The sequence below is a fragment of the Nitrosomonas sp. Is79A3 genome (genome assembly GCF_000219585.1).
GTDB lineage: Bacteria > Pseudomonadota > Gammaproteobacteria > Burkholderiales > Nitrosomonadaceae > Nitrosomonas.
Genome location: NC_015731.1, coordinates 1435865 through 1460467 on the forward strand (window position 1 = coordinate 1435865; position 24603 = coordinate 1460467).

The following is a 24603-nucleotide window of genomic DNA, read 5'->3' on the forward strand; positions in this document are numbered from 1 at the left end:
TAAATGAAAACATTGTTGCTGGTTGATGGTTCGTCCTATTTATATCGCGCTTTTCATGCATTACCTGATTTACGCAATCGTAACAACGAACCGACGGGTGCAATTCACGGTGTGCTCAATATGCTGCGGCGCTTGCACAAGGACTACCCCGCGGATTATAGCGCGTGTGTGTTTGATGCAAAAGGTAAAACTTTCCGGGATGAACTGTATCCTGCTTATAAAGCGCATAGACCGGCTATGCCGCATGATCTGGCTGTTCAAATTGAGCCATTGCATGCCTGCATTCGTGCAATGGGCTGGCCAATGTTGATTATTGATGGCGTGGAAGCCGACGATGTCATCGGTACCCTGGCAAAACAGGCAGTTGAGGAAAATATGCAGTGCATCATCTCAACTGGTGACAAAGATATTGCGCAGTTGGTCAACGCAAACATAACGCTGGTTAATACCATGAGCAATGAAGTACTCGATGAGGCGAGTGTGGTTGATAAATTTGGCGTAACGCCGGAACGCATATTGGATTATCTGATGCTGATCGGCGATACGGCCGATAACGTTCCGGGTGTGCACAAAGTGGGACCCAAGACTGCGGTCAAATGGCTTACACAATATGGGTCGCTGGACAATATCATTGCACATGCTGATGAATTCAAGGGAGCGATTGGTGACAATTTACGTAAAGCACTGGATTGGTTCGATACCGCGCGCCAGTTAATAACGATTAAATGTGATGTGGATCTTCCTGTCAGAATCACCGATCTTGCACCTAAGCCTCAGGACACCGGGCAACTGATCCTGCTCTATGAACAACTGGACATGAAGGCGTCGTTACGTGAGCTAGGTCAGCAACAAAGCAGCGCAAATCAATCGCAATCAGGCGGCCCCAACAGAAATCAGACAGCAGCGGCGGCGGATAATGGAAACAACAATGCCGTTCAGACACATCCAGGAACTTATCAGACTATCTTTACAGAAGACGAGCTGAATGATTGGCTAGTCCGGCTGGATGCTGCGCAACTGGTATCGGTGGACAGTGAAACGACCAGTTTAAGTCCAATGCAGGCAAAGCTGGTGGGCATTTCATTTTGTATTGAAAGTCATCAGGCAGCTTACCTGCCATTGATGCACAATTATACCGGTGTGCCGCAGCAATTATCGCTGGATGAGGCATTGAATAAACTTAAGCCATGGTTGGAGAGTGCGGAAAAACCAAAATTGGGTCAGAATTTAAAATATGATAAGCATGTTTTTGCTAATCATGATATTCAACTGAACGGTATTGTGCATGATACGTTGCTCCAGTCCTACGTTCTGGAGTCTCACCGCCCGCATAATATGGATAATATGGCAATGCGGCATCTGGATATTAAAACAATCAGTTATGACGATGTTACCGGAAAAGGTGTGAGCCGCATCGGTTTTGATGAAGTGGCGATTGATGTTGCTACCCGGTATGCAGCGGAAGATGCGGACATCACATTACGGTTGCATCAAGCTTTATATCCTGCCATCCAAAGTGACGATCGGCTGGATTATATCTATCGTATGATCGAAATGCCGATTCTGGATGTGTTGTTTGAAATTGAGCGTAACGGTGTTTTGCTGGACTATAAGCTGTTGCAAAAGCAAAGCCATGAGCTGGGCGAGAAATTACACACTTTGGAACAACAGGCTTATACAATTGCCGGGCAGCCGTTTAATCTGAATTCGCCCAAGCAGATCCAGGAGATTCTGTTTAACCAGCTGAAACTGCCTATCATCAAGAAAACACCGACCGGCGTTCCTTCTACCGATGAAGATGTTTTGCAGCAACTTGCGCTGGATTATCCTTTGCCTAAATTGTTGCTCAATTATCGTAGTCTTGCCAAGTTAAAGTCGACTTATACCGACAAACTTCCTCTGATGATGGACCGGAATACGGGCCGGGTGCATACCAATTATGCACAAGCGGTCGCCGTGACAGGACGTTTAGCCAGCTCAGATCCTAATTTGCAGAATATTCCGGTGCGAACCAGCGAAGGCCGCAGGATTCGGGAAGCGTTTATCGCGCCACCAGGCCACCGGATTATTTCAGCCGATTATTCACAAATAGAATTACGGATTATGGCGCATATTTCTCAGGATGAAGGTCTTTTAAAGGCCTTTGCAGCCGGTGAAGATATTCATAAAGCGACTGCCGCAGAAATATTTGGAATTCCGCTGGAGCAAGTGGACCAGGAGCAACGCCGGTATGCCAAAGTGATTAATTTTGGTTTGATATACGGCATGTCTGAATTTGGCCTGGCGGCACAATTAGGGATTGAACGTAGTGCTGCCCGCGCTTATATGGAGCGGTATTTTGCGCGGTATCCGGGGGTGGAAAGCTATATGCAGCAGACCCGGGAAAAAGCCAGACAACTGGGTTATGTCGAAACCGTGCTGGGACGCAGGTTATGGTTGCCCGAGATCAACAATGCGAATGGAAATCGCCGCCAAGGCGCTGAGCGTGCTGCCATCAATGCACCGATGCAGGGAACCGCAGCAGATATCATTAAACTGGCGATGATCGCCGTGCATGGCTGGCTGCACAAGGAGCAGTTACGCAGCAAGCTGATTATGCAGGTACATGATGAATTGGTTCTGGAAGTGCCGGATGATGAAATTGTGTTAATAAAAAATTCGTTGCCGGGATGTATGTGCAATGTTTTGCAGCTGGATGTGCCATTGTTGATAGACGTTGGTGTCGGTGACAATTGGGAGCAGGCACATTAGGTTAAATGCGCCTGTTGATTATTGCAGGGCGTTTTATTTATTCGCGCGTTTCAACTTGCATTAAAGGTTCTGCTTGCGTGACGACAGCTTCTTTTACTCTTTTTCGCGGTCGTTTAGGCAAGATAATTTCTTCAGTAACCATTTCTACCTTTTCAGGAGGTGTTTCAATCATCACTAACCCGCTTTTTGTAAAATCCGGTAGCTCTTTAACTACATTGGGCTCAGGTGATTTGACTACTGTAGCTAGCGGTGCTTGCTCATCAATAGTGATTGGAACTGGCTGAATTTCAACCGGGATTGCAGCAGTTGTTTTTTTTGCGTGATGTTTTCTAGTTGCTGCAACCGCTGGCTTATCGTTGATCGGTAATGTTATCTCAACATTCGATTGAGTTTCTGTTGAAAAATCCTCGCTACCAGTTGTGCTATCGAGCGGCTCCTCCGTCACTAAATTTTGTTCATCGTCAGAACTTTTAGCGTGTGCCGGTTGATTGCGATTTTTATTGCCGCGATGTCGGCGTGCACGCCGGCGATCGTCGGATTTGACACTGGAATTCTCAGGACTCTCTTGTTCTATAGCGGACAGGCCCTCTGGAAGTGTATCTGCTGCAGAATCCGAGTCGGGTGACTGAACCTGTTTCTTTTTATTGTTTTTTCGCTCCGAAACTGCCGTGCGCTGCCGCGGTTGCTCAGTCACTAATATATTTGCGGCATTCGCATCGCTGCTGAGGTCAGTCGAATCACTTTGTTTGGCCTGATCATGTGCAGAAATATCTTTATTGCGCTCATTTCTGTTGCGTCCACGGCGGCTTCGCGAACGTCCGCGATCTTGCGGTGCTTTTGTTTTGTCAATCTCAGTCTGTTGTTTTTCTTCAATGTTGGGTTTAACTTCCTCCGAATTGGCAGGTTTAAACCAACTAAAAAATTTATCCAGCAGCGAGGTGTCACGCGATGACCTGTCTTCCCGGATGGGGGCCGGTTGCGCGAGTTTTATGCCTTGAACAGCAGCTTGAAGACGGACAGGCTTATTTTTCTGTTCGATAGATAGCTGACTGTTTTCTTCGGCATTTTTCTCTACCAGCTTATAACTAGCTACCATTTCGTTTGATTTTATATCTTCGTGACGCAAGCGAGTGATGGTGTAATTAGGCGTTTCAATATGGATATTGGGTATTAAAACAATATTAATTCTCTGTCGAACCTCGATATCATAAATTTCAGCGCGTTTCTCGTTGAGTAGGTATGTGGCGACATCGACCGGAAGTTGCACATGCAACGCGCTCGTGTTTTCTTTCATGGCTTCTTCTTGGATGATTCTCAGCACGTGCAGCGCTGAGGAATCAGTGCCGCGAATAAATCCTGTTCCGTTGCAACGTGCGCATGGAATATAGTTACTTTCACCCAGCGAAGGACGCAGCCGTTGGCGTGATAATTCCAGTAAACCGAAACGCGAAATTTTTCCTACCTGAATACGTGCACGGTCTTGCCGTAATGCTTCATGTAATCTGGCCTCGACTTCCCGCTGATTGCGTTGCACATCCATATCGATAAAATCGATGACGATTAGTCCGCCCAAGTCACGCAATCTTAATTGACGTGCAATTTCATCCGCTGCTTCAAGATTGGTGTTCAATGCAGTATGCTCGATATCCAATCCGCGAATGGCGCGGGCTGAGTTGACGTCAACCGATACCAGTGCTTCGGTATGATCAATAACAATTGCACCGCCTGAGGGCAGCGACACCTTTCTTGAATAGGCTGTTTCTATCTGATGCTCAATTTGGAAGCGTGAGAATAACGGCACATCATCGTGATAAAATTTTAGACGGTCTACATTGGCGGGCATGACATGCACCATGAATTGGCTGGCCTGCTCGTAGATATCTCGGCTATCGATTAAAATTTCGCCAATTTCTTGACTGAAATAATCACGAATAGCCCGTATTACCAGACTGCTTTCCTGATAAATCAAGAAAACGCCATTCTGATTATTCGCAGCTTCCTCAATGGCATACCAGAGCTGTGTCAGGTAATTCAAGTCCCATTGCAGTTCTTCCGTGCTTCGGCCGATTCCTGCAGTTCTAGCAATAATGCTCATGCTCGGAGGCACTTCAAGCTTTGCGATGACATCGCGCAAGTCGTTGCGTTCTTCACCGGTTATGCGGCGAGATACACCGCCGCTATTTGGGTTATTGGGTATTAAAACCAGATACCGGCCAGCCAGTGAAATGTAGGTTGTCAGTGCAGCGCCTTTGTTTCCACGCTCATCTTTATCGACTTGTACGATCAGTTCCTGGCCTTCCTGCAGGAGGTCCTGGATGCGGCCATTGCTAGACCCGGCGCTTTCATTGAAGCAGGAGGGAGCGATTTCCTTAAATGGCAAGAAACCGTGACGTTCGCAGCCATAATCTACAAATGCAGCTTCCAGGCTGGGTTCAATTCGTGTAATGACAGCTTTGTAGATATTGCTTTTGCGTTGTTCCTTGCTGATGGATTCTATATCAAGGTCAACCAATGTTTGGCCATTGACAATTGCAACTCGCAACTCTTCAGGTTGGGTCGCATTAAATAACATTCGTTTCATTTACAAACCTTACGTGTTCTATTTATGGGTACACTATCCACAAGTTCTTCAGATAGATTTTTTTGGTATACGTAGTTGTAATGACGAGGTTTGGGTTTAATAGTTTTATTATAATATTTATTAATCAATTATTTATTTCTTTTTGTTAATGTATTTTAGTATGTTAATTTATTCTTTATGAAAGTTTTTGTAATCTTGAACAGAATAAAACCTATTTATTCTGTTCTAATACATAAGTTATAAGTTTTATTAGCCCCCTTTAAGGTAACAGATTTTACATAAAGTTCCAAACGGAACTTTGTTTTATGTTAATTATTGTTAATAAAACTTCTTTATAAGCTACCTTGATTTCTAATCAGTATCTTATAAAAAATGATATGTCATTTTTTGTAATTAATTTGTTAATTCTTACAGAAAGAAACTTAAAATGAAATAAGCAAAATCCTTATATTTCTTCACAGCAGTTTGTAAACTAACTTGAAAGCCACACTTAAAATTAAAAATTCGAATAATAATATTCAACCACTTGCAGTAGTCGTCAAAGAATGTATCGAAGAAGAAGGGAGCGACCAGCGGATTGATAATTTTTTATTCAAGCGATACAGGAATGTGCCCAAAAGTCACCTGTATCAGCTATTGAGAAGCGGTCAAGTGCGTGTTAACGGGAAACGAATAAATGCCAGTTATCGATTGCAATTGGGCGATATTGTTCGAATTCCGCCGATCAAAACAACCGAGAAGAATTCTTCCCGGCAGCCTGCAATTGCACCATCAAATTTCTTTACCTTCGCTACATTGTATGAAGATGATGCGCTACTGGTAATTGATAAACCCGGCGGATTGGCAGTTCACGGCGGGAGCGGAATTAGTTTTGGCGTGATTGAGCAATTGCGTGCGCAAAATCCATCTTGGAAATTTTTGGAACTGGTGCACCGCCTGGATAGAGATACTTCCGGTGTTTTGTTGCTCGCAAAGAAACGCACAGCACTGGTTGAATTGCATCGGCAGATTCGTGAGGGCTTGATGGATAAGCACTATTTGGTGATGGTTGGAGGGGAATGGCACAACGCTAAGCAACACGTCAAACTGGCACTTAACAAGTATGTTACGGCAAGTGGCGAGCGGCGTGTTGCAGTATCAACCGGTGAGCATGATGACAACAAATCGATGTTGTCTCATACGATATTCAAGCTGCAAAAATCCTGGAAGAATTTCAGTTTACTGGATGCCGAAATAAAAACCGGCCGTACACATCAAATTCGCGTTCATCTGGCGCATCTTGGGTTTCCAATCATTGGTGACGATAAATATGGTGATTTCGAAATCAACAAACAACTGGCTAAAGCCCGCGGGCTGAACAAACTAACGAGAATGTTTTTGCACGCGCATACCTTGCAAATCACACACCCCAATACGGGGGAACGCATGCAACTGCAATCGCCTTTGTCGAAAGATCTGCAGAAATTTATCGATGGTCTGGAAAATCAATGATTGTTTAGATTTCGGTTCACTTAAATCGAAGTGGTATAATATGCAGCTAATTATCTGGGTTGGCGGCGATTTTCTCAGTTTTAATCATGGTTTGCAGAACTTCCCAGACAGTTTCAACAATTTTTTTCTGTGCGACTTCGTTAGGGTGTATCCCGTCAGCTTGAAAAAATTCGTGTTTTTCTCCAAAACCGGCTAGCAGGAATGGTATTAATTTGATTTGATAATTTTCAGCCAATTGCGGAAAAATGGCTTGGAACTTTCGGGTATAAGTCATGCCATAGTTGGGAGGTAATTGCATGCCGACGAGTAGAACCTGAGAATTGTTTTGTTGGCATATTTCAATAATAGTTGCCAGATTCTCATAGATGGATTTTATAGAAGCGCCACGCAAACCATCGTTAGCGCCAAGCTCAAGAATAACAATCTCAGGACGATGTGTTTCAAGTGATTGTTTGATTCGATTGCGTCCCCCAAGCGTTGTTTCACCGCTGATGCTTGCGTTTATGATTTGATAATCAGTGAATTTGGTCTGTAATCGTTGTGTAAGTAGCGCAACCCAGCCAGCTTCGATTGGCATGCCATGGCTAGCAGAAAGGCTATCACCAAAAACCATTACAGTTTTGGTTGATGCCGCTGTAGCAGGAGCAATGAAAGTAAAAAGAAACGTCAGAATAATCAGGAAATTTTTCATGTCAGATAACTTTATTAAACAACCCATTCTTTGGACCAAAGCACTTACTAAGCAGGTTAATACCGGCGACAAACAATTAACCATATTGCAGGATATCGATTTGCAGGTTAACGCCGGTGAGGCCGTTGCAATTATAGGCGCATCCGGTTCAGGTAAATCTACTTTATTAGGGCTACTGGCAGGATTGGATTTGCCGACGTCTGGGAAAGTTCACCTGGATGCAATTGATATTTTTACTCTGGATGAAGATAGCCGGGCTGCCTTGCGCGGCAAAATTCTGGGTTTTGTATTTCAGTCATTTCAATTACTTCCTGCATTGACTGCGATTGAAAATGTGATGTTGCCGCTTGAACTCTCTGCAGCCGGAAACGCTGAAACAACGGCGCGTAGATTACTGGAACGCGTTGGATTGTCCATGCGCTTGCATCATTATCCGAAACAGTTATCCGGAGGAGAGCAGCAGCGAGTTGCTATTGCACGAGCATTTGCAACGGATCCCAAGTTATTGCTGGCCGATGAACCCACGGGAAATCTCGATTCCGCCACCGGAATACAAATTATTGAGCTCATGTTCGAACTTAATCGTGAACATGGCACGACATTGGTTTTGGTTACCCATGATGAAGCCCTGTCACGGCGTTGTTCGCGCCAAATCCGATTGGCGGATGGCAAGCTTGTGCAATAATTGTTTTATATAGTCAAGCATCGTTGATAATTCCTCGTATATTTTCGGCAAGGTAATATTTTTCTCCATGAATCATTTTAAGCTGTCTTTTCGCATGTTGTACCGTGATTGGCGCGCGGGCGAACTCAATGTGTTGGTTTTTGCGCTGGTCATTGCAGTCAGTGGAATGGCCACAGTGGGTTTTTTTGCTGATCGGGTGGAACTGGCACTTTCGCGCGAAAGCAATCAACTGCTGGGTGCGGATTTACTGATTATTTCGAGTAAACCCTTACCCGAACACTATGCCGATGAGGCTAGCCGGCTTGGATTATCTGTTTCAACGCTGACCAAATTTCCCAGCATGGTCTCCAATGGCGAGAACAATCTGCTGACTGAGATTAAAGCAGTCACAGAGGGCTATCCACTGCGCGGGCGTGTGCACCTGGCCAGCAGATCTTTAGAAACAGCAGAAATTCAGGTTGCTGGCAGAATTCCACAACCGGGCACTATCTGGGTCGATGAAAAAGTCATGACACGGCTTGAGCTTAAAGGCGGTGACATGGTAGATGTAGGTGACACCCAGTTGACGGTGACCGAATTGGTCGTGCGTGAGCCGGATCACTCGGTGGGATTCATCAATATGGGCGCGCGCGCTATGATCAATGCAGCCGATTTGTCAGATACCGGTTTAATTCAGGAAGGCAGCCGTGTTTCCTATCAGTTACTCGTGGCGGGTGAAATAAAAGCGGTGCAGCAATTTCGTGATTGGGCGAAAACTCGGCTCACCAAAGCACAGAGAATTGAAGGGATCCGGGATGCACGTCCCGAGATTAAAGCCGCATTGGAGCGTTCAGAAAAATTCTTAAGCCTGGCGGCCCTGGCCAGTGTTGTTCTGGCAGCGGCGGCGATAGCATTGGCAGTGCGTCGGTTTACACAGCGTCATCTAGATGGGTGTGCGGTGATGCGCAGTTTGGGAGCCAGTCAGAAACAATTATTTTATCTGTACTTGTATTATTTTATTGTTCTGGGCGTTATCGCCAGCAGTGTTGGATGCCTGATTGGTTTTGCGGCGCAGGAGATTCTGACTCACTGGCTGACCGGTATTGTCGACACGGAATTGCCCTGGCCCAATTGGCTGCCAGCACTGCAAGGCCTACTGGTAGGGCTGGTGTTGTTACTGGGTTTTGCATTACCGCCTGTGCTGAATTTACGTAGCGTTCCGGCTTTACGGGTATTGCGCGGGGATATCGGCTTATCCAATGCGCATAGCATAGCTGGCTATTTATTGGGATTGGTGGCTCTCTCGCTTTTGTTTATCTGGAAAGCGCAAGACCTGAAACTGGGGCTTTATATCGTCATAGGATTTGTCTCGGCTATTGTCATTTTTGGTTGTCTGGGTTGGTTACTGATCAGAGTACTATCAAGCCTCCGGCATCAAGCCGGCGGGGCCTGGCGTTATGGTTTGGCCAGCATCAGCCGCCGCGCGGTTTCAAGCGTATTGCAAGCTGTGGCACTGGGATTGGGTTTGATGGCATTGCTGGTGCTGACATTGATTCAGGATGACTTGATCGACGATTGGCATACTAGCTTGCCGCCCGATGCGCCGAATCATTTTTTGGTCAATATTCAACCGGATCAATTGCAGCCGCTGGAGGAATTTTTTCTGCAATATGGCATTGAACATCCGCCGGTGTTTCCGATGGTAAGAGGCCGTTTGATCAAGATTAATGGGAAGGATGTGTCGCCGGAGGATTATCCGAATGATCCGCATGCTGAAAGGCATATCCGGCGCGAATTCAATTTATCCTGGGCGAGTCAACAAGCATTGGATAACCAAGTTGTTCAAGGCAAATGGTGGAATGCGGATAGCAGCGAAGCGGTTATGTCGATTGAAGAAGGCATCGCTAAAATAATCGGTGTCAAGCTGGGTGATGAATTGACTTATGATATTGCAGGCAGCCCCTTTTCAGCTAAGATCACCAGCATGAGAAAAGTGGATTGGGATAGTTTCCGGGTTAATTTTTTTGTTGTCGTACCGCCTGGTTTGCTGGATAACTATCCGGTCAGTTATATCACCAGTTTTTATGTGCCGCCCGAAGAAATTGCGTTGATGCATGAACTGGTCAGGGCCTTTCCGAATATTTTGGTGGTCGATGTGGCAATCGTCATCAACCAAGTGCAACAAATGATCGATCAGGTAACGCAGGCGATTGAATTTGTTTTTGTGTTTACTGTACTGGCTGGCTTTTCCGTGTTGTACGCAGCGATTGCTTCTACGCAAGACGAACGCATTTATGAAGCGGCTATTTTTAGAGCACTCGGTGCCCGACGGGAACAATTGTCACGTGCCTGGGCAGCCGAATTTGCAATCTTGGGCGGATTGGCCGGATTATTTGCATCGGCCGGTGCCAGCGTATTGGGCTATGTCATCGGTAAGTATGTCTTGCATCTAGACTACACGTTTAATCCCTGGATTTGGCTTGTTGGTACGTCAATCGGTGTGATCGGTGTTTTAGTGGCCGGCATGCTGGGTACGCGCTCAGCATTATCCAGCCCGCCGCTATTAACTTTACGCAAAATTGGCTAACCACGCTTCGTGACTTTGATGATTTCACCGGCATCGATCCTCGGTTCGCAATCACCCAAGCTCAAGTCATTGCCGCCGCTAAGTTTGTATATCCATATTCCGTGGTGCCTGAAGAAATGCCCTTATTGCGATTTTAACTCGCATGCAATTCGCGGGGAGGGCAGCCAGGCACCGGAGGAAGAATATGTTGCAGCATTAATCCGAGATCTCGAGTTTGCTCTGCAAGATGTTTGGGGGCGGCGGCTCAGCAGCGTATTTTTTGGCGGCGGTACACCCAGTTTATTTAGCGCCAAAGCGATTGATGCAATCTTGACGGCAGTGCGCACATTGTTGCCGCTGGAACATTTTGCCGAAGTGACTCTGGAAGCCAATCCCGGAACATTTGAAGCGCAAAAATTTGCCGATTTTCGTGCCGCAGGCATCAACCGTTTGTCGATCGGCATACAAAGTTTTAATGCGCAGCATTTAAAGGCGCTAGGGCGTGTGCACGATGACCAGGAAGCGCATCGTGCGGTGGAGATTGCGTTAAAGAATTTCGACAATATCAATCTCGACTTGATGTACGCATTGCCCGGTCAAACCTTGGAAGAAGCGCAAGCTGATATTGAAATGGCGTGTTCTCTCGGCGTCACGCATATTTCCGCTTATCATTTGACGCTGGAACCGAATACGCTGTTTCACCGCTTTCCCCCCAATCTTCCCGATGATGAGCAAGCTGCGGCGATGCAAGAGATGATAGAGCAAACGACCGCAAGCCATCAGTACCGGAATTATGAGACTTCGGCTTTCGCACGGGCAGGGAAGGAGTCACGCCATAACATGAATTACTGGCTATTTGGCGACTATCTCGGTATTGGCGCGGGCGCGCACAGCAAAATCAGTTTTGCCGATAAGATTGTGCGGCAGATGCGCACTAAGCAACCGAAGGAGTATCTGTCCAAAGCCAATGCAGCAGAGTCGTTAATCCAGACGCAGCAGATACTGACTCCCGCAGACCGGGGTTTTGAATTTATGATGAACGCATTGCGGCTCACCGGCGGATTTGAAACGGCCGTATTTCAAGAACGTACCGGCCTACCGGTTGCCGCCGTTCAGAAACAATTGGATGAAGCCGAACAACGCGGCTTGCTGGTGCATGATAATCACCGCATTAAACCCACCGTCTTAGGCAGGCGCTTTCTCAACGATCTGCTGCAGCTTTTTTTGCCTGAAACGCCAAACCCGGGATAACGCTCGTCATCGGTTCAGCGCGATTATGCGCTAAAATCGCACGCTTCTGATTTGAAGTTATTTGCAAAAGGAGCCAATGCCATGGCATACGTGAAACCGGAAGAAATTGTCGAAAACATGTTACAGGCAGGGGCTAAGAAAGCCAGTCTACCGGTCAAGCAGTTGCTGATTCGTGGTTTTCTGGCAGGTGCCTTTCTCGGCTATGCCACCACGCTGGCGATTCTGACGGCAACACAAACCGGCTGGGGTATTGCCGGCGCTTTGGTGTTTCCGGTGGGCTTTGTCATGATCGTTCTGCTCGGATTGGAATTGGCAACCGGCAATTTCGCGCTGATTCCGATTGCGGTCAAAGATCAAAGAACACCCTTCAGTCATTTGCTCAGGAACTGGACCTGGGTGCTGACCGGAAATCTGATCGGCAGTGTCACCTATGCGTATTTGTATTGCATCGTCGCGACCAAAATGGGAACGATCGACCCGGAAACCATCCCCGCGCTGCAACGAACCATCGCCATCGCAGAAACCAAAACACTTGAATACGCCAAGCTCGGTTTGGATGGCACGATCACCGCCTTTACCAGTGCGATGCTGTGCAATTGGATGGTAACATTGGGCGCCGTCATGGCATTCACTTCCACCGCCACCATTGGAAAAATCGCCGCGATGTGGCTGCCTATCATGACCTTCTTCGGCCTCGGCTACGAACACGCCATCGTCAACATGTTCGTGATCCCCGCCGGTATCCTACTGGGCGCGGATATCACCATCGTGGATTGGTGGTTGTGGAACGGACTGCCGGTGCTTGCGGGGAATTTGTTTGGCGGGATGATTTTTACCGGGTTTATGTTGTATTGGAGCTATAGAAAGGTGGATTGAATTAAATAAATATAGCATTCCTTAAATTGGTTAATAATTTTTCTAGAGTTAATAAGCTTTGTATTTTTGGGATACCTATCAGCAATTTTTAGGAGCAGACTGGGTCAGCAATGTAAATTAGTTGAGGGATTGAGTTATGAATGATTACGAACAATCTTCTCTCTGGAAGAATGCTTTTACACATCGCGATGATGATTTTAATAATCAACGAGACAAACTAGCTCAAGCTTATCGTGATTTTCGTGCGCGAGTGGCTTTGCTGCTTCAGCAAATTCAAAGTGAATTACCGTCTCTTACGCTGCATGATATTACGCATGTAGATTCCTTATGGCGTATTGCTTCTGAAATCTCTGGTCCCAATTATCCCTTGAACCCAGCCGAAGTGTTCGTGCTTGGTGGAGCATTTCTGTTACATGATGCGGCACATTGTCGTGCAGCATTTACTGGTGGCATTAATGAATTGCGCGAAACGACTGAGTGGCGGGATGCTGTAGCGCAACGACAGTATAGTCCAGAGCAGCTTGTTGAAGGTTCAGAGGCTTTCCAGGTTGTTTTATTTGATACTTTGCGGGTACTTCATCCCAAACGGGCGCTCCGATTGGCTTTCGCCAATTGGAGTGATACAATTGGCGGAGCACCTTTTCATTTGTTTCCCCACGACGAATTGCGCGAAGCTTATGGCCATATTATTGGTGTGATAGCCCAAAGTCATTGGTCGAATCCCCATGAACTTGAGTCTTTTGCACGGCAAAATGTGTCTGCCCCGGTAAATCTGGCACCAGCTAACTGGACAGTCAATATGCTTAAGGTAGCAATTTTGTTACGGGTTGCTGATGCTGCGCATATTGATGCCAAACGAGCTCCTCGATTATTGCTTGCCATGAATCAGCCACAGTTGATTTCTCGCGACCACTGGCAGTTCCAGGCACGTTTACATCAACCCCATTGTGATACTAATCGGAAAGAACTTTTATTTACAAGTAACCCCTTTCCAGCTGCAGAACAAGATGCTTGGTGGCTTGCGTATGACGCCGCCAGGCTGGTGGATCAAGAATTGTCTGCAGCTTATCACTTGCTTCGAGATCATCAACTAGATCCACTTGTAGCTCACGAGGTTGCTGGAATTCGCACACCAGAAGCTTTCTCGCGTCATGTTCCCACTGAAGGTTGGCATCCTGTCAATGCTTCATTACAAATCAGTAATGTCAAATCGGTGGTTGAGCGTTTCGGGGGTGCCAAACTATATGGTGATAAACCGTATTTGGCTCTAAGAGAATTGTTGCAGAATGCCCGCGATGCAGTGTTTGCCTGCCGTGCAATTGGTGGATTAGAAGAAAACGATGGATCTATTGAAGTTAAATTGGAGCAGCACGGCGGTGAAGATTGGCTTCATGTAATAGACACCGGTATCGGTATGAGCCGTTATGTTTTGACTGAGATTCTTCTAGATTTTGGCCGCTCACTTTGGCGTGACTCCTCGTTGCGTAGTGAATGGCCTGGGCTTGCTGCCTCCGGTTTTGATGCAGTAGGTCGTTTTGGGATTGGGTTTTTTGCGGTATTTATGCTGGGTGATCACGTCAAGGTAACCACACGTCGTTATGATTCCCATCCTGACGATGCTGAGAATCAGTGGGTGTTGGAATTTCCCAAAGGACTGGTCTTACGCTCTATTCTGCGTCCGCCATTAAGTAGTGAAAAATTGCGTCGCCCTGGAACTCGCATTTCTGTTTGTCTTAAGGATAAAAAAGCACTACTTTCTGTTGTTCGGAGCTCGCTCAGCTTTTCTTTTGGATCTAAAAGGGAAAATATTCCTTTTTCGCTTTCTCAAATCGTTGGTGCAATTGCGCCGGCTTTGGAAGTAGATGTCTGGACGAAAGAGGGGCTAAATCAGAAAATAAAAACGATTTCTGCCGGAGATTGGCGCCAAATTGAACCCGAGCAGTTACTTGAGAGATTAATACCTGTTGTTAGTCCAGGTTTGTTTTCTTATGAAAATTTCTTAAGAAGTCTTGCTGCAGTTTCAGACGGGATAACTGCCATGGTGAATAAAGATAATAAGATTTTGGGCAGGTGTGCAATTCATGAGGATGGTTTTTTTCTGGACTAAGAAAAGGTGTAATTACAGTAGGGGGGTTATTTGGCGGTACCATTTCGAACTTGTCTGGAATGCTTGTTGGTGATCAACTGGATCGTTTAGATCGTAGTGTTGCTATTCCTGCTGTTTCTGCAGATGTGCTGAAAACATGGGCTGATCAACAAGTAACTGTTCTCCGGCAGCAAGATGGTTTATCTTTAGAGTCCAGTAAAATATTGTTGAATCTAGGTGCAGTCGCCGAGGATATCTTCATAATTTCTCATGGCAACACTCCTCTAACAACACGAATGTTCAGAGAGCTTGTATTTCAATTGGATGAACTCTGGTTATTGGATCAAGATGAAATTAGTTATAACTCCGATAGGGATGATGTTTTGAAATTTGAATTCGAAGATTTACTCGAATTGGATTCCAAGGTTTTTTTACTGAATATGAGAGTTCTAGAAAATAGATTTATTACGGAGTCAGTTTGGCCAGAGCAACTTTTTCCTGGCGCTTTGCTTTTCCCGATAGAAATTGCCAATCAAGTACTGAAAGAAGTTTGGGGTTATGGAGAGCAAGAAGAACAAGATGATGCAATCATTGGTACTGCTAATGGAACCTCCATTGTGCGAACTGTAACTATTTGTAGGCGTAATTCCAATTCTCGATAGACATGCAAACATATAAAATATATAACTAATTGTTTTTAATAGATTAAACTAATATAATTATTGCCATTTCTATCTGTAATTGGAATAAGGCTTGTTTTTAGTTCAAAATGAACTTGCGATTCCTCGTGGTTTTATCAGGGGACCACAATAGATTGCGCTTTTTCCACAATTGTATCTGTGCTTTCTGATTCCGATTCTGCGGAATTAAGCTTTATGCATATAAATTAGCTTCTGAATAACTTTCATTTCCGCATAGCGAGAAATCTATGTTGTCTAATCCAAAAGATTCCTCACTGTGTTCGGAATGACAAAGGTAAGTTATTCAGAAACTCCCTGAAGTGGTGATGATTGAGAATTTTCTTGATCTCTCAATCAGAAAAAAACCAACCCCGTTCTGGTAGCGGGGTTAGTTGGAGTTGCAATAAAATCAAATTAAGCGTTTTCTTTCCGGCGGCGTGCTATAAAACCCAACAAGCCCAGTCCGGCCAGTAGCATGGCATAGGTTTCAGGTTCTGGAACTGGTGGGGGGTTATCAATGGTGTTGCCAACGGCAGAGAGGTCTTCTAGTAAACGCCCGGTATAGGGGTTTGGGATACCCGATAGGTCAATGGTCGTCATGTAAACACCAAGGCCAGAGTACTCGAGCAATCTGTTGTTGAAGATGTCGGAAACAAAATAGTTAGTGCCGTCAAAAGCAATCCCGGTAGCGCCGCCAACCCCTTGGTCATTCGGAGTAATAAAACCCGAGATTATCTCGACTCCATTACTGTCATAAACGTCGTAGGCTCCGATAATACTGCCATTCGTCGGGCCAAAACCTCCATCATAACGGTTAGCGATGAAGGTCGTAGCTCCCCCTAAGATATTCGGATTGTTTTGCACCTCGAAACCGTCGCGCGAATTAGCGCCAACGGCATCCGGACCGGTCAGAGTGATTGAACCAGCAAGAACTCCTGCGGTAGTGTACTTGTTGATAACACCGTTAGTGGCTTGGTAGTCGTTAGCATACAGGTATGTGCCATCCGTCGCGATGTTTGCAATCCCATTGAAACCTGTGTTCACCACGATACCCAAGTCAGCATGCGTGATCGCGTTGGTCTTGTATATGTTTCCCGAACTAGCTGTCGTGTAGTATATGTCATTCCCAAGAACTGCAACGCCACGACCGTTGTCATTTACGGCTATGGGATTTGGAACGAGGAATTGCTGACCTGGAACGAGAAGCCCCGTCGTTGTGTCGAAGGCTTCCAAGTTTACGTTCCCAGAGCTAGCACTGTTACCCCAGACGACAGACGCTTGCGCTGGCAGCATAGTTGCTATGAGGCAACCAGTAGCTGCAAGCGCGAGGGTATAGCATTTCATTTGTTTCATGATCTCTTTTTCCTTTTAGAAGTTTATTTAAGATGCACCGCATCTGCGGGACACCGACCAGGCTTTTTAGCGATTCGGATGTATACAGAAAATAAACGCCCATACGATTCAGGTACTAACTCTAATAATTGATTTTCAGTATCAATTTTGGCAGATCCCAAATTCATAGACTCCCTCATCTAATCAGATAATTTTCCAAATACCAATCCTTATTAATCATATTAGGCCTTCCAGTTTAATAAAAGAATAAGCATTTTGCCTATTTTTCAGATATTTTTATATATAAAAACGACTTGCAAGGAGTCTTTATTAAACTTATCTCACTTGTCGTTGGATAATTTTGCAAGCGGCTCAAAGTTTCATAATTTTCACCTTCTGCATACGTGTGAATAAAAAATAAACTCTATTCTGCTTATATTTAAATAAATATTAAATATTAACGGCTTATATTAACTGTTCAAGTCACTTAATGCTGTTGTCAGATGCTCACTGTTTTTTAGGACATTTGTCCTAATTCTTAATTTGCAAACAAGATGGTGCATGCTAATACTATTTCGTTCATACAAAAAAATTTGCGGTATCTTTTATTTTTTTTCAGAAAAAGCGCGTTAGAATGGAATCTCATAGATCAGTGAAGGAGAGACAGAGATGGCACATCCATTCGATCCTGGTTATATAGAAGAGCCGTTTAAAAGCCTGTGCGAGAATTATCCTGATTCCGCTGTTTATCCAATCGAGAATTTTCGTGTGGAATGGGGGCCGATCTTTCATCGGGGGCGATTGGATGGATCACCACGTGTTCTTCTGATCGGACAAGATCCGGCGCAAAACGAAGCAGTTGTGCGGCGGATTCTGGTTGGTGAGGCGGGGCAGCGGATTCAAGGGTTTCTGGCGAAGCTGGGAATCGATCGCAGTTACGTCATGATTAATACATTCTTGTACAGCGTGTATGGAAGCGTCAGTGCAAAAAACAAAAAAGCCGTGGGAATCATTGATTACCGGCATCGCTGGTTAAAAGCGCTGTTGGTTGGTCAGAAGATTGAAGCCGTCATTACCCTCGGGATGCTGGCTGACGAAGCTTGGAAAACATGGTCTGCCACACGGGATGGTCAGAGTGCCGCGGTGACGTATGTGCCGATTACGCACCCAACTCAGCCGGAAAGCGCTTCAGACGGGGATAAGGAAAAATTGCGCGTAGCCACAAAGGCAATGCTGGCCAAATGGAATGCCGCGCTGCAAACACTCCACGCCGCGATCCAACATCCGGATCGGGTGCAAGCGCTAATACCGTATGGCGAATCGTGGCAACCGGGAGATAAAGTTCTTATTCCCGAATTTGATTTTCCACCCGGACTTCCGGCATGGATGCGGGAATCCGATAACTGGGCGCGCCGTGCGGGAGCTGATGTGAACGCCAAGCGGCGCAATATTACGATTACTGTTCCGAAAGGATTGGTGCCAAAATTATGAGTACCTCAGCGCGTATAGATCCGATTGATCCGTTGATGGGCCGCAAATGTGCGTTGAGCGGGCGGATTGTCACGATGGACAGCTCGTTCCGGGTGATTCTGAATGGAACGATCTATGTTGATCGAGGCAGCATTGTCGCGGTTAATGAAGCGCAAGCATCCTGTCCGGCAGGGTTTGAGGATGTGCCGGTGGTTAAAACTGGCGGGACAATCTATCCCGGTCTGATAGAGCTGCACAATCACTTGGCGTATAACGCGCTGTGCCTTTGGGATGTACCGAAGCAATACAGCAATCGCGACCAATGGTCGGGAATTCCTGCCTATCGCAAGTTGATTAGCGGTCCGATGCAGATTATTGGGAAATCACCCGAATTGGTGCCAGCGCTCATTCGTTATGTGGAATGCAAGAGCCTGCTTGGGGGAGTGACGGCCAGCCAAGGGATACAGTTATTCAGTAATGCCGGGATTCGCCGCTTTTATCGTGGCGTCGTGCGGAATGTGGAGCAGACTGATGAAAAAGCGCTACCGGAAGCGGATACCAGAGTTGCCGATGTCGAAGCCAAGAATGCGAACCGGTTCTTCGAACGTCTGCAAAAAGCCACTTGTTTTCTGCTCCATTTAAGTGAAGGCGTCGATGAAACTGCAAATAAACATTTCCAATCCCTTCAAATTGCGGATGAAAAATGGGCGATTAATAAGCAGTTGGCCGGGATTCATTGTGCCGGATTAAAAGAAAAGGATTTTGACACCCTCGGAAAAGAAAAAGGTGCCATGATTTGGTCTCCGATGAGCAATTTGCTGTTGTATGGCGAAACCGCAAAGATCAAAGCAGCAAAAGAGGCTGGGGTTCGAATCGGTATCGGTTCCGATTGGTCGCCTTCGGGGAGCAAGAATTTTTTGGGAGAACTCAAAGTAGCCCGGTTGGTCAGTCAAGCGATGGGGTCTGTGTTCAGTGATCGTGATATTGTTGCCATGGCGACACGGGATGCCGCTTCAATTTTGCAATGGGAAGCTGTGCTTGGTTCGCTTGAAGCAGGCAAGCGTGCCGATCTTATCGTCATATCGAAGGAGTCTGGCGATCCTTATGAAAGTATTTTGCAGGCTAAAGAAACTGCTATTCGTCTGGTTATGATCAATGGCGTTGCACGTTATGGAATCTCCGGTTTGATGCGGCGTTTGGGAGCTGTAGGCGAGATGCTGAGAATCGGGGGATTAAAGCGGATTATTTTCTTGCAACAGGAAACGGCTGATCCATCGGTTGGAAATCTCTCATTAAAAACGGCCACGAGTATGCTTCGTGAAGCACTTCTCCGGTTGCCGGAATTGGCGCGTGAGTTAGAGCAACCTAAAACAAAGCATCGCACGCTCCTAACAAAGCTGGCAAGTGCACTGGCAGTAACGCAAGAATGGACTCTCGCCCTTGATGAATTGGAAGATTCCGGGATGGATCTGCGTCCGCGGCTACCACTGCCGGGTGAGCGCGAGCTCACGGGCGCATCGCGCGGGTTAGAGCGCGCGGCGGCGCCGCTTTCGGAAATCGTCGTGCCGCTGAAACTGGATCCGCTAACGGTTGCTGACGATTCAACATTTCTCGATCGAATCGAAAATCAGATTAATCTTCCAGATTATGTGAAAACCGGCCTTAAGACATTGTATTGATGTACTTGTTTATATAAATCCCGATCAGTGTGAATTGGGCGTCAGCGGCAAGTCGCAACGAAGAAAGACCAATCGGCTCTTTTGATTTTGGGTTGAAAGCACTATCCTAATTGATCAGAATGCGTCTTCCACTGAAGAATGGGTCGAATGTTGACTGTCCCAGCATACAACATAAAATAATTAGCGATCGTACAAAGATCGCAGGCAGTCTTGCAAGTTTGTTTTTTTAATCCTTTTCTCGATACAACATGCCCAGAACTGGCGCTTTGCTTTCGTTATCACGTGAACACCATACATCGCTGGTAATGGCACGTGCTGCCCGGAAAGCAGCGGATGCTAATGACAACATCGCTCATTCAGAAGCACTGAAACGGATTGAAGCGCATTGGCATGCGGTGTTGGTTGCGCACTTTGCGCAAGAAGAACAATTGATCCGGCTTGCGGCAGATGCACTGGATCCGGAGGCTGTCGCGCGTATTCTTTCTGAACATGGGGAATTGCATGCGCTTGCCTGCGGCCCTTGTTTACTGGAGCCTGATATGCGTCTGCGCCAGTTTGGCGATTTGCTTGCCGCGCATGTGCGTTATGAAGAACGTGTGATATTTCCTCAACTACAGTCGCATTCGGGCATGACATCTGAGGCTCTACTCAATCCAAGCCACTCAGAGAGGTAATGACGTGAGTTTTCCTGATTGCGTACTGATTGCTGCTCCGCAATAATGTTATTCCGATCATAGCGCACAATTCGCGCCATCAAATGGCTTAAGAAATACCTGTTAGCAACAAATCGAAATTAGCTATAATCCATTCACATACATTTCTGTAAGAGGTGTTCCCGATGAAACGAATTTCACTTTTGGCTTGGATCCTGGTTTTTACCTTGGTCAGCATTGCTGTAACCGGTCCAACGGCAGCTTCTGCCACAGCGAACCAGCACAAACCTAATAAATCTGTTACTGATTTGAGCAGTGGGTTAAGTGCGTGTGATCCCGATAACCGGCAGGATAGTGGCGCCATTTACCGCATTTGCATGCCGCCCGCCGCGCGCTACAATAACCAGTTGGTCATCTGGGCTCACGGCTATGTGGATGTTACGAACCCGATAGAGATTCCAGAATCTCAGCTTTGTATTGGCAGCTTTTGCATTCCCGATATCACCAATGCTCTGGGCTTTGGCTTTGCCACAACGAGCTATAGTGTGAATGGTCTGGCGATAAAGCAAGGCGTGGCAGAAATTCTGGATCTGGTTGATATTTACACAGCGCAGAAGGGCAAACCTGACCGCGTTCTCATCATCGGCGCTTCCGAGGGCGGCCTCGTTACCACCTTACTGACCGAGCAATATCCGAATATCTTTGTTTCGGGTCTGGCGATGTGCGCTCCGATTGGGGATTTTCAACGTCAGATTAATTACTTTGGGGATGTGCGCGTAATTTTTAACTACTTTTTCCCCGATCTTGGCGTGCTACTAGGGAGCGATCTAACGAGTATTCCCCCGGCAGTTATTGAAAACTGGCCAGATATTTGGGCGCAAATGGAACCAATCATTTTTGCCGCTGAAAATGCGAGTAAATTAGACCAACTGGTAAAAGTTACCAAGATGCCGCATGACCCCAACGATTATCTGGGATCGTTGCATACTTCCGTAGAGGATGCACTGTGGTACAACGTGTTTGGCACCAACGATGCAAAGGAAAAGCTGGGTGGCAACCCGTTTGACAATATAACCCGGCGTTACAGAGGATCCGATAATGATTTTCTGTTGAATCAATCGGCGCAACGGGTAGCAGCCGATGAAGCAGCATCGGTTGAACTGGAGAGTTACTACCAAACCGGCGGGGATTTGCACATTCCACTGGTCACGCTGCACACACTGCAAGACCAGCAGGTGCCATACTGGCACGAGCCGCTGTACGGGCGAAAATTAGCCGCAGCCGGGAATCAAAGTAATCGCTTTAACATGCCGATCAATCGCTATGAGCATTGCAACTTCACTCCTGGCGAAGCTTTAGCCGCTTTTGGTATTTCTTACTATCTGGCCAATCAGAACCCGTTGGCCGCGAACCGGGTCGCTGAGCTGTTGCCTAATCCGGTTGATCTGGCGACCTATGAGCAAACCTTAGCCACGTTCCTGGCCGGGCGTAAATAGGAAAACGGAAGTTTTTTGACAGGAGATTTTTGTAAGGATCTGTTTTTAATTGTCAGGCTCAAAGAAATGCCGTTTCTTTATGCAGCTTATGCGTACTTAATTCAGGGAGAGAACGGGGGCGGTAATTCTTTGGAATCTGACGGCTGTAGGCCCGTGAGGAATAAATAGAGCTTGTGGTATAACAAGCAAACGCGAATTACATTGCATTCAATGACTGATATTTATGTTTGCGGGGTAGCAAAGACTTACTCCCCGCAAGCTACTTTCCATTCCATTTCATCGATACTTCCAGGCTGTACTGCTTCCCATTTTTGGGGTTGGCTATATGAGCGAATAAGCTCGCCACTCTCCATATTCCAGCCAAATAATGAGTAAGCAAGGATTCTCATTTGCTTTTCTTTGCAGTCGTATTCGCGCCGGATTTTTTCAGATAAAAATTCCACACCGGAGACTTTCTGCACTATTTTATAGTCAAATAAAGCCCACATTTTAGCCTTATCTCCTACCTTGCGAGCAGAGGCTAAGTCAGCGTAGGCTGTGTAACCGCCTTTCTTATCACTTTCGCCCACCCTGGTCCATTCAGCCAACGTACTGGTACTTACGAAAGTCAGCGCTAAAGTTAATAGTAGTTTTTTCACAGTTTATTTTTCGATTCTTATTATCAGGATGAAATTTGTTGCAACGCAGAGAGCTAAATTGCGCATTGATTTTTTATAGGCACTCACTGAAGTATAACAGCCCCTGTACGAATAGCATAACGTAGCGGGATACATTGTAAATATGGTGTTTATCAGGCCAATCCGCAGATGGATTTATACATTATCGTTGCGTTAGTGCAATGGGTGTGAGGTAGACAAAATTCCGAGTTCAATTTGCAGAAGAAAAAAGATTTGAATTACCAATTAAGTGGCAATTAAGCCGCCTACTTTAATTTCCCATTATCGGGCCGTTGAAAAACGTATACGAGGCAGCCGATGCAAGGCAAAAATAGACGAGAAAGCGCAGTTTGTTCATGATAAATAAGCATCTGGGCCTGCTTTTACACCGCAGTGGCAACGCAGAAAGTTTTCAACCGCCTGTTCGATACAGTTCTGGGTCAGAACGATTAAGTGATCATGAATAAATGGTTCACCAATGCGGACAAATCTGGTAACTGGTTTACTAAGATTTCGGTTTGACATTCACATACTCCAAAGCTTTGATGATGTCGTCGTCTCTTTTCGTATGTTTACCTAGCGTGCGAATTCAGCGGACGACAAAAAGCGCAGCTTTTTGACGGTCTGGTGGAATGACTTGTTAAGTCTTATCCCACTCTTTTGACTGATAATCCTTACCTGAAATTCGCACGAACTCAGCGGAGAAGTCTTTGATGGTAGCGAACAGCTCATCATCACCAAATGTTTCTGCGGTCAATGAAAGACAAATCCGTCCTTGTAGGGGACACTCTGCGGCTGAGGCACTCGTTTAGCCAATCCGTGAACCCGTGCGTTCCATGTGCATCAATGCTTGTTCGTATAGTTGTTTTGGGTGCATTTGAGACTTAACCGCAGTTGAAGTTGATCCATATATGGTGTGCGGCTTTGGGTTAGAGCTCGGTTGGTCGCTTTGCCGGGTTTGGATTCCATGGGTGTGTCGTCTCACGGTAGATTCGTAGTATCTCTGAGTCTGGTAAGGTGTGGAACTGCCCCTCAACTTTTCCGAAAGAGCTGAACGTTCTTACCAAATTAGCTGTTGTATGAGAGATGTCGTGGTATATCTTCTTTAGAATATGTTCGTCGAATGGCATCTTCTCTTCTGTTGCGTTGCTATAGGCATAGCAGCCTTTGGCAATAGAGCTCTGGGCGGGAATTGTGTAGCCGTAAGTTCCATGGTCAATCAGGTTGCGACGCGAATGTAGATGGGACGCGGAGTCAATGATCGACGTCAGCTTCGCGGCGGCAGCTGGATCCCAGCTTGCAAGCCATTCATCACAAATGTCCTTGAACAGCTCTCGCCTTTTTTTGAATCCCTTATGCTTCCATCCCTTAGTTTCTCTTACCTTGCCATCATCGATTTCGCCTATGATGAGTCCTTCGAGGCATGAATCAAAGATGACTTCGAAGTTCCCCCAGTAGGCGACTATGAGGCCGATAGGGGCGTGATAAGCCTCTGGAAGTATTAGTATGACGCTGTGCTTGCCCTTTTGCATGTACTTCACGTCAAATGAGATCGACGCTGGCACTGCATTCTTTGGCGATGTAATGTCAGTCATTTCATCTCCCATAGAGAAGGAAATATTCGGTTTGGATTAGGTAGCCAAGTTAAACTAGCCAGCGCGTTTCGAGCGTTGCTTTCGA

Annotated in this window: 17 protein-coding genes; 12 read left to right on the top strand and 5 right to left on the bottom strand. The window is 46.2% G+C overall.

Annotated features, from left to right (window positions below; translation table 11 throughout):
- The first annotated feature begins 3 nt into the window (after nt 1-3).
- A complete protein-coding gene (gene polA / locus NIT79A3_RS06520; RefSeq protein ID WP_013965421.1) occupies nt 4-2751 on the top strand; it encodes a DNA polymerase I in 2748 nt (915 codons plus the stop codon).
- Nucleotides 2752-2788: 37 nt separating this feature from the next.
- Here the strand turns inward: polA and NIT79A3_RS06525 are convergent, their stop codons facing one another.
- Nucleotides 2789-5332 (bottom strand): Rne/Rng family ribonuclease, encoded by a 2544-nt coding sequence (locus NIT79A3_RS06525; RefSeq protein ID WP_013965422.1) that lies wholly within the window; start codon nt 5330-5332, stop codon nt 2789-2791.
- A 477-nt stretch (nt 5333-5809) separates the two neighbouring features.
- On the opposite strand from NIT79A3_RS06525, the gene NIT79A3_RS06530 reads away from it, so the two are divergent.
- A complete protein-coding gene (locus tag NIT79A3_RS06530; RefSeq protein ID WP_013965423.1) occupies nt 5810-6823 on the top strand; it encodes an RluA family pseudouridine synthase in 1014 nt (337 codons plus the stop codon).
- A 46-nt stretch (nt 6824-6869) separates the two neighbouring features.
- On the opposite strand, the gene NIT79A3_RS06535 is transcribed toward NIT79A3_RS06530, so the two are convergent.
- Entirely contained in the window at nt 6870-7514 is a 645-nt protein-coding gene (locus tag NIT79A3_RS06535; protein ID WP_013965424.1) for an arylesterase, read from the bottom strand.
- On the opposite strand from NIT79A3_RS06535, the gene NIT79A3_RS06540 reads away from it, so the two are divergent.
- From NIT79A3_RS06540 to NIT79A3_RS06565, 6 genes are all read left to right on the top strand, one after another.
- Nucleotides 7513-8199 (top strand): ABC transporter ATP-binding protein, encoded by a 687-nt coding sequence (locus tag NIT79A3_RS06540; protein ID WP_013965425.1) that lies wholly within the window; start codon nt 7513-7515, stop codon nt 8197-8199. The genes NIT79A3_RS06535 and NIT79A3_RS06540 overlap by 2 nt on opposite strands.
- Before the next feature lie 67 nt (nt 8200-8266).
- On the top strand, nt 8267-10765 hold the full coding sequence (locus NIT79A3_RS06545) for an FtsX-like permease family protein (RefSeq protein ID WP_013965426.1): 2499 nt from the start codon (nt 8267-8269) through the stop codon (nt 10763-10765).
- An 18-nt stretch (nt 10766-10783) separates the two neighbouring features.
- Nucleotides 10784-11995 carry a radical SAM family heme chaperone HemW gene (gene hemW / locus NIT79A3_RS06550; protein WP_013965427.1) on the top strand — a complete coding sequence of 404 codons (1212 nt, stop codon included), beginning with the start codon at nt 10784-10786 and terminating at the stop codon, nt 11993-11995.
- Between the two features lie 81 nt (nt 11996-12076).
- Nucleotides 12077-12871, top strand: a complete 795-nt coding sequence (locus NIT79A3_RS06555) for a formate/nitrite transporter family protein (protein WP_013965428.1) — start codon at nt 12077-12079, stop codon at nt 12869-12871.
- 136 nt (nt 12872-13007) lie between these two features.
- Nucleotides 13008-14978, top strand: a complete 1971-nt coding sequence (locus NIT79A3_RS06560) for an ATP-binding protein (RefSeq protein WP_013965429.1) — start codon at nt 13008-13010, stop codon at nt 14976-14978.
- 59 nt (nt 14979-15037) lie between these two features.
- Nucleotides 15038-15619, top strand: a complete 582-nt coding sequence (locus tag NIT79A3_RS06565) for a hypothetical protein (protein WP_013965430.1) — start codon at nt 15038-15040, stop codon at nt 15617-15619.
- Between the two features lie 432 nt (nt 15620-16051).
- Here NIT79A3_RS06565 and NIT79A3_RS19390 read toward each other — a convergent pair whose 3' ends face one another.
- A complete protein-coding gene (locus NIT79A3_RS19390; protein WP_013965431.1) occupies nt 16052-16990 on the bottom strand; it encodes a PEP-CTERM sorting domain-containing protein in 939 nt (312 codons plus the stop codon).
- Nucleotides 16991-17638: 648 nt separating this feature from the next.
- On the opposite strand from NIT79A3_RS19390, the gene NIT79A3_RS06575 reads away from it, so the two are divergent.
- The 4 genes from NIT79A3_RS06575 to NIT79A3_RS06590 all read left to right on the top strand — a co-directional run bounded on the left by NIT79A3_RS06575 (nt 17639) and on the right by NIT79A3_RS06590 (nt 22267).
- Complete coding sequence (locus NIT79A3_RS06575) at nt 17639-18460, top strand: uracil-DNA glycosylase family protein (RefSeq protein ID WP_013965433.1); 822 nt, start codon at nt 17639-17641, stop codon at nt 18458-18460.
- On the top strand, nt 18457-20118 hold the full coding sequence (locus NIT79A3_RS06580; RefSeq protein ID WP_013965434.1) for an amidohydrolase family protein: 1662 nt from the start codon (nt 18457-18459) through the stop codon (nt 20116-20118). Before NIT79A3_RS06575 ends, NIT79A3_RS06580 begins: the two co-directional genes overlap by 4 nt.
- Before the next feature lie 248 nt (nt 20119-20366).
- Nucleotides 20367-20792 (top strand): hypothetical protein, encoded by a 426-nt coding sequence (locus NIT79A3_RS06585; RefSeq protein WP_013965435.1) that lies wholly within the window; start codon nt 20367-20369, stop codon nt 20790-20792.
- Between the two features lie 164 nt (nt 20793-20956).
- Nucleotides 20957-22267, top strand: coding sequence for a hypothetical protein (locus NIT79A3_RS06590; protein WP_013965436.1), 1311 nt, complete (start codon nt 20957-20959; stop codon nt 22265-22267).
- Nucleotides 22268-22512: 245 nt separating this feature from the next.
- Here NIT79A3_RS06590 and NIT79A3_RS06595 read toward each other — a convergent pair whose 3' ends face one another.
- Nucleotides 22513-22905, bottom strand: a complete 393-nt coding sequence (locus NIT79A3_RS06595) for a surface-adhesin E family protein (RefSeq protein WP_013965437.1) — start codon at nt 22903-22905, stop codon at nt 22513-22515.
- A gap of 947 nt (nt 22906-23852) precedes the next feature.
- Nucleotides 23853-24518, bottom strand: a complete 666-nt coding sequence (locus NIT79A3_RS06600; protein WP_013965439.1) for a hypothetical protein — start codon at nt 24516-24518, stop codon at nt 23853-23855.
- Between the last annotated feature and the right edge of the window lie 85 nt (nt 24519-24603).

Excerpts from the sequence above, each read along its gene's own strand:
- polA (WP_013965421.1), top strand. The coding sequence starts at position 4 with ATGAAAACATTGTTGCTGGTTGATGGTTCGTCCTATTTATATCGCGCT.
- NIT79A3_RS06525 (WP_013965422.1), bottom strand. The coding sequence starts at position 5,332 with ATGAAACGAATGTTATTTAATGCGACCCAACCTGAAGAGTTGCGAGTT.
- NIT79A3_RS06540 (WP_013965425.1), top strand. The coding sequence starts at position 7,513 with ATGTCAGATAACTTTATTAAACAACCCATTCTTTGGACCAAAGCACTT.
- NIT79A3_RS06535 (WP_013965424.1), bottom strand. The coding sequence starts at position 7,514 with ATGAAAAATTTCCTGATTATTCTGACGTTTCTTTTTACTTTCATTGCT.
- NIT79A3_RS06545 (WP_013965426.1), top strand. The coding sequence starts at position 8,267 with ATGAATCATTTTAAGCTGTCTTTTCGCATGTTGTACCGTGATTGGCGC.
- hemW (WP_013965427.1), top strand. The coding sequence starts at position 10,784 with ATGATTTCACCGGCATCGATCCTCGGTTCGCAATCACCCAAGCTCAAG.
- NIT79A3_RS06555 (WP_013965428.1), top strand. The coding sequence starts at position 12,077 with ATGGCATACGTGAAACCGGAAGAAATTGTCGAAAACATGTTACAGGCA.
- NIT79A3_RS06560 (WP_013965429.1), top strand. The coding sequence starts at position 13,008 with ATGAATGATTACGAACAATCTTCTCTCTGGAAGAATGCTTTTACACAT.
- NIT79A3_RS06565 (WP_013965430.1), top strand. The coding sequence starts at position 15,038 with ATGCTTGTTGGTGATCAACTGGATCGTTTAGATCGTAGTGTTGCTATT.
- NIT79A3_RS19390 (WP_013965431.1), bottom strand. The coding sequence starts at position 16,990 with ATGAAACAAATGAAATGCTATACCCTCGCGCTTGCAGCTACTGGTTGC.
- NIT79A3_RS06575 (WP_013965433.1), top strand. The coding sequence starts at position 17,639 with ATGGCACATCCATTCGATCCTGGTTATATAGAAGAGCCGTTTAAAAGC.
- NIT79A3_RS06580 (WP_013965434.1), top strand. The coding sequence starts at position 18,457 with ATGAGTACCTCAGCGCGTATAGATCCGATTGATCCGTTGATGGGCCGC.
- NIT79A3_RS06585 (WP_013965435.1), top strand. The coding sequence starts at position 20,367 with ATGCCCAGAACTGGCGCTTTGCTTTCGTTATCACGTGAACACCATACA.
- NIT79A3_RS06590 (WP_013965436.1), top strand. The coding sequence starts at position 20,957 with ATGAAACGAATTTCACTTTTGGCTTGGATCCTGGTTTTTACCTTGGTC.
- NIT79A3_RS06600 (WP_013965439.1), bottom strand. The coding sequence starts at position 24,518 with ATGACTGACATTACATCGCCAAAGAATGCAGTGCCAGCGTCGATCTCA.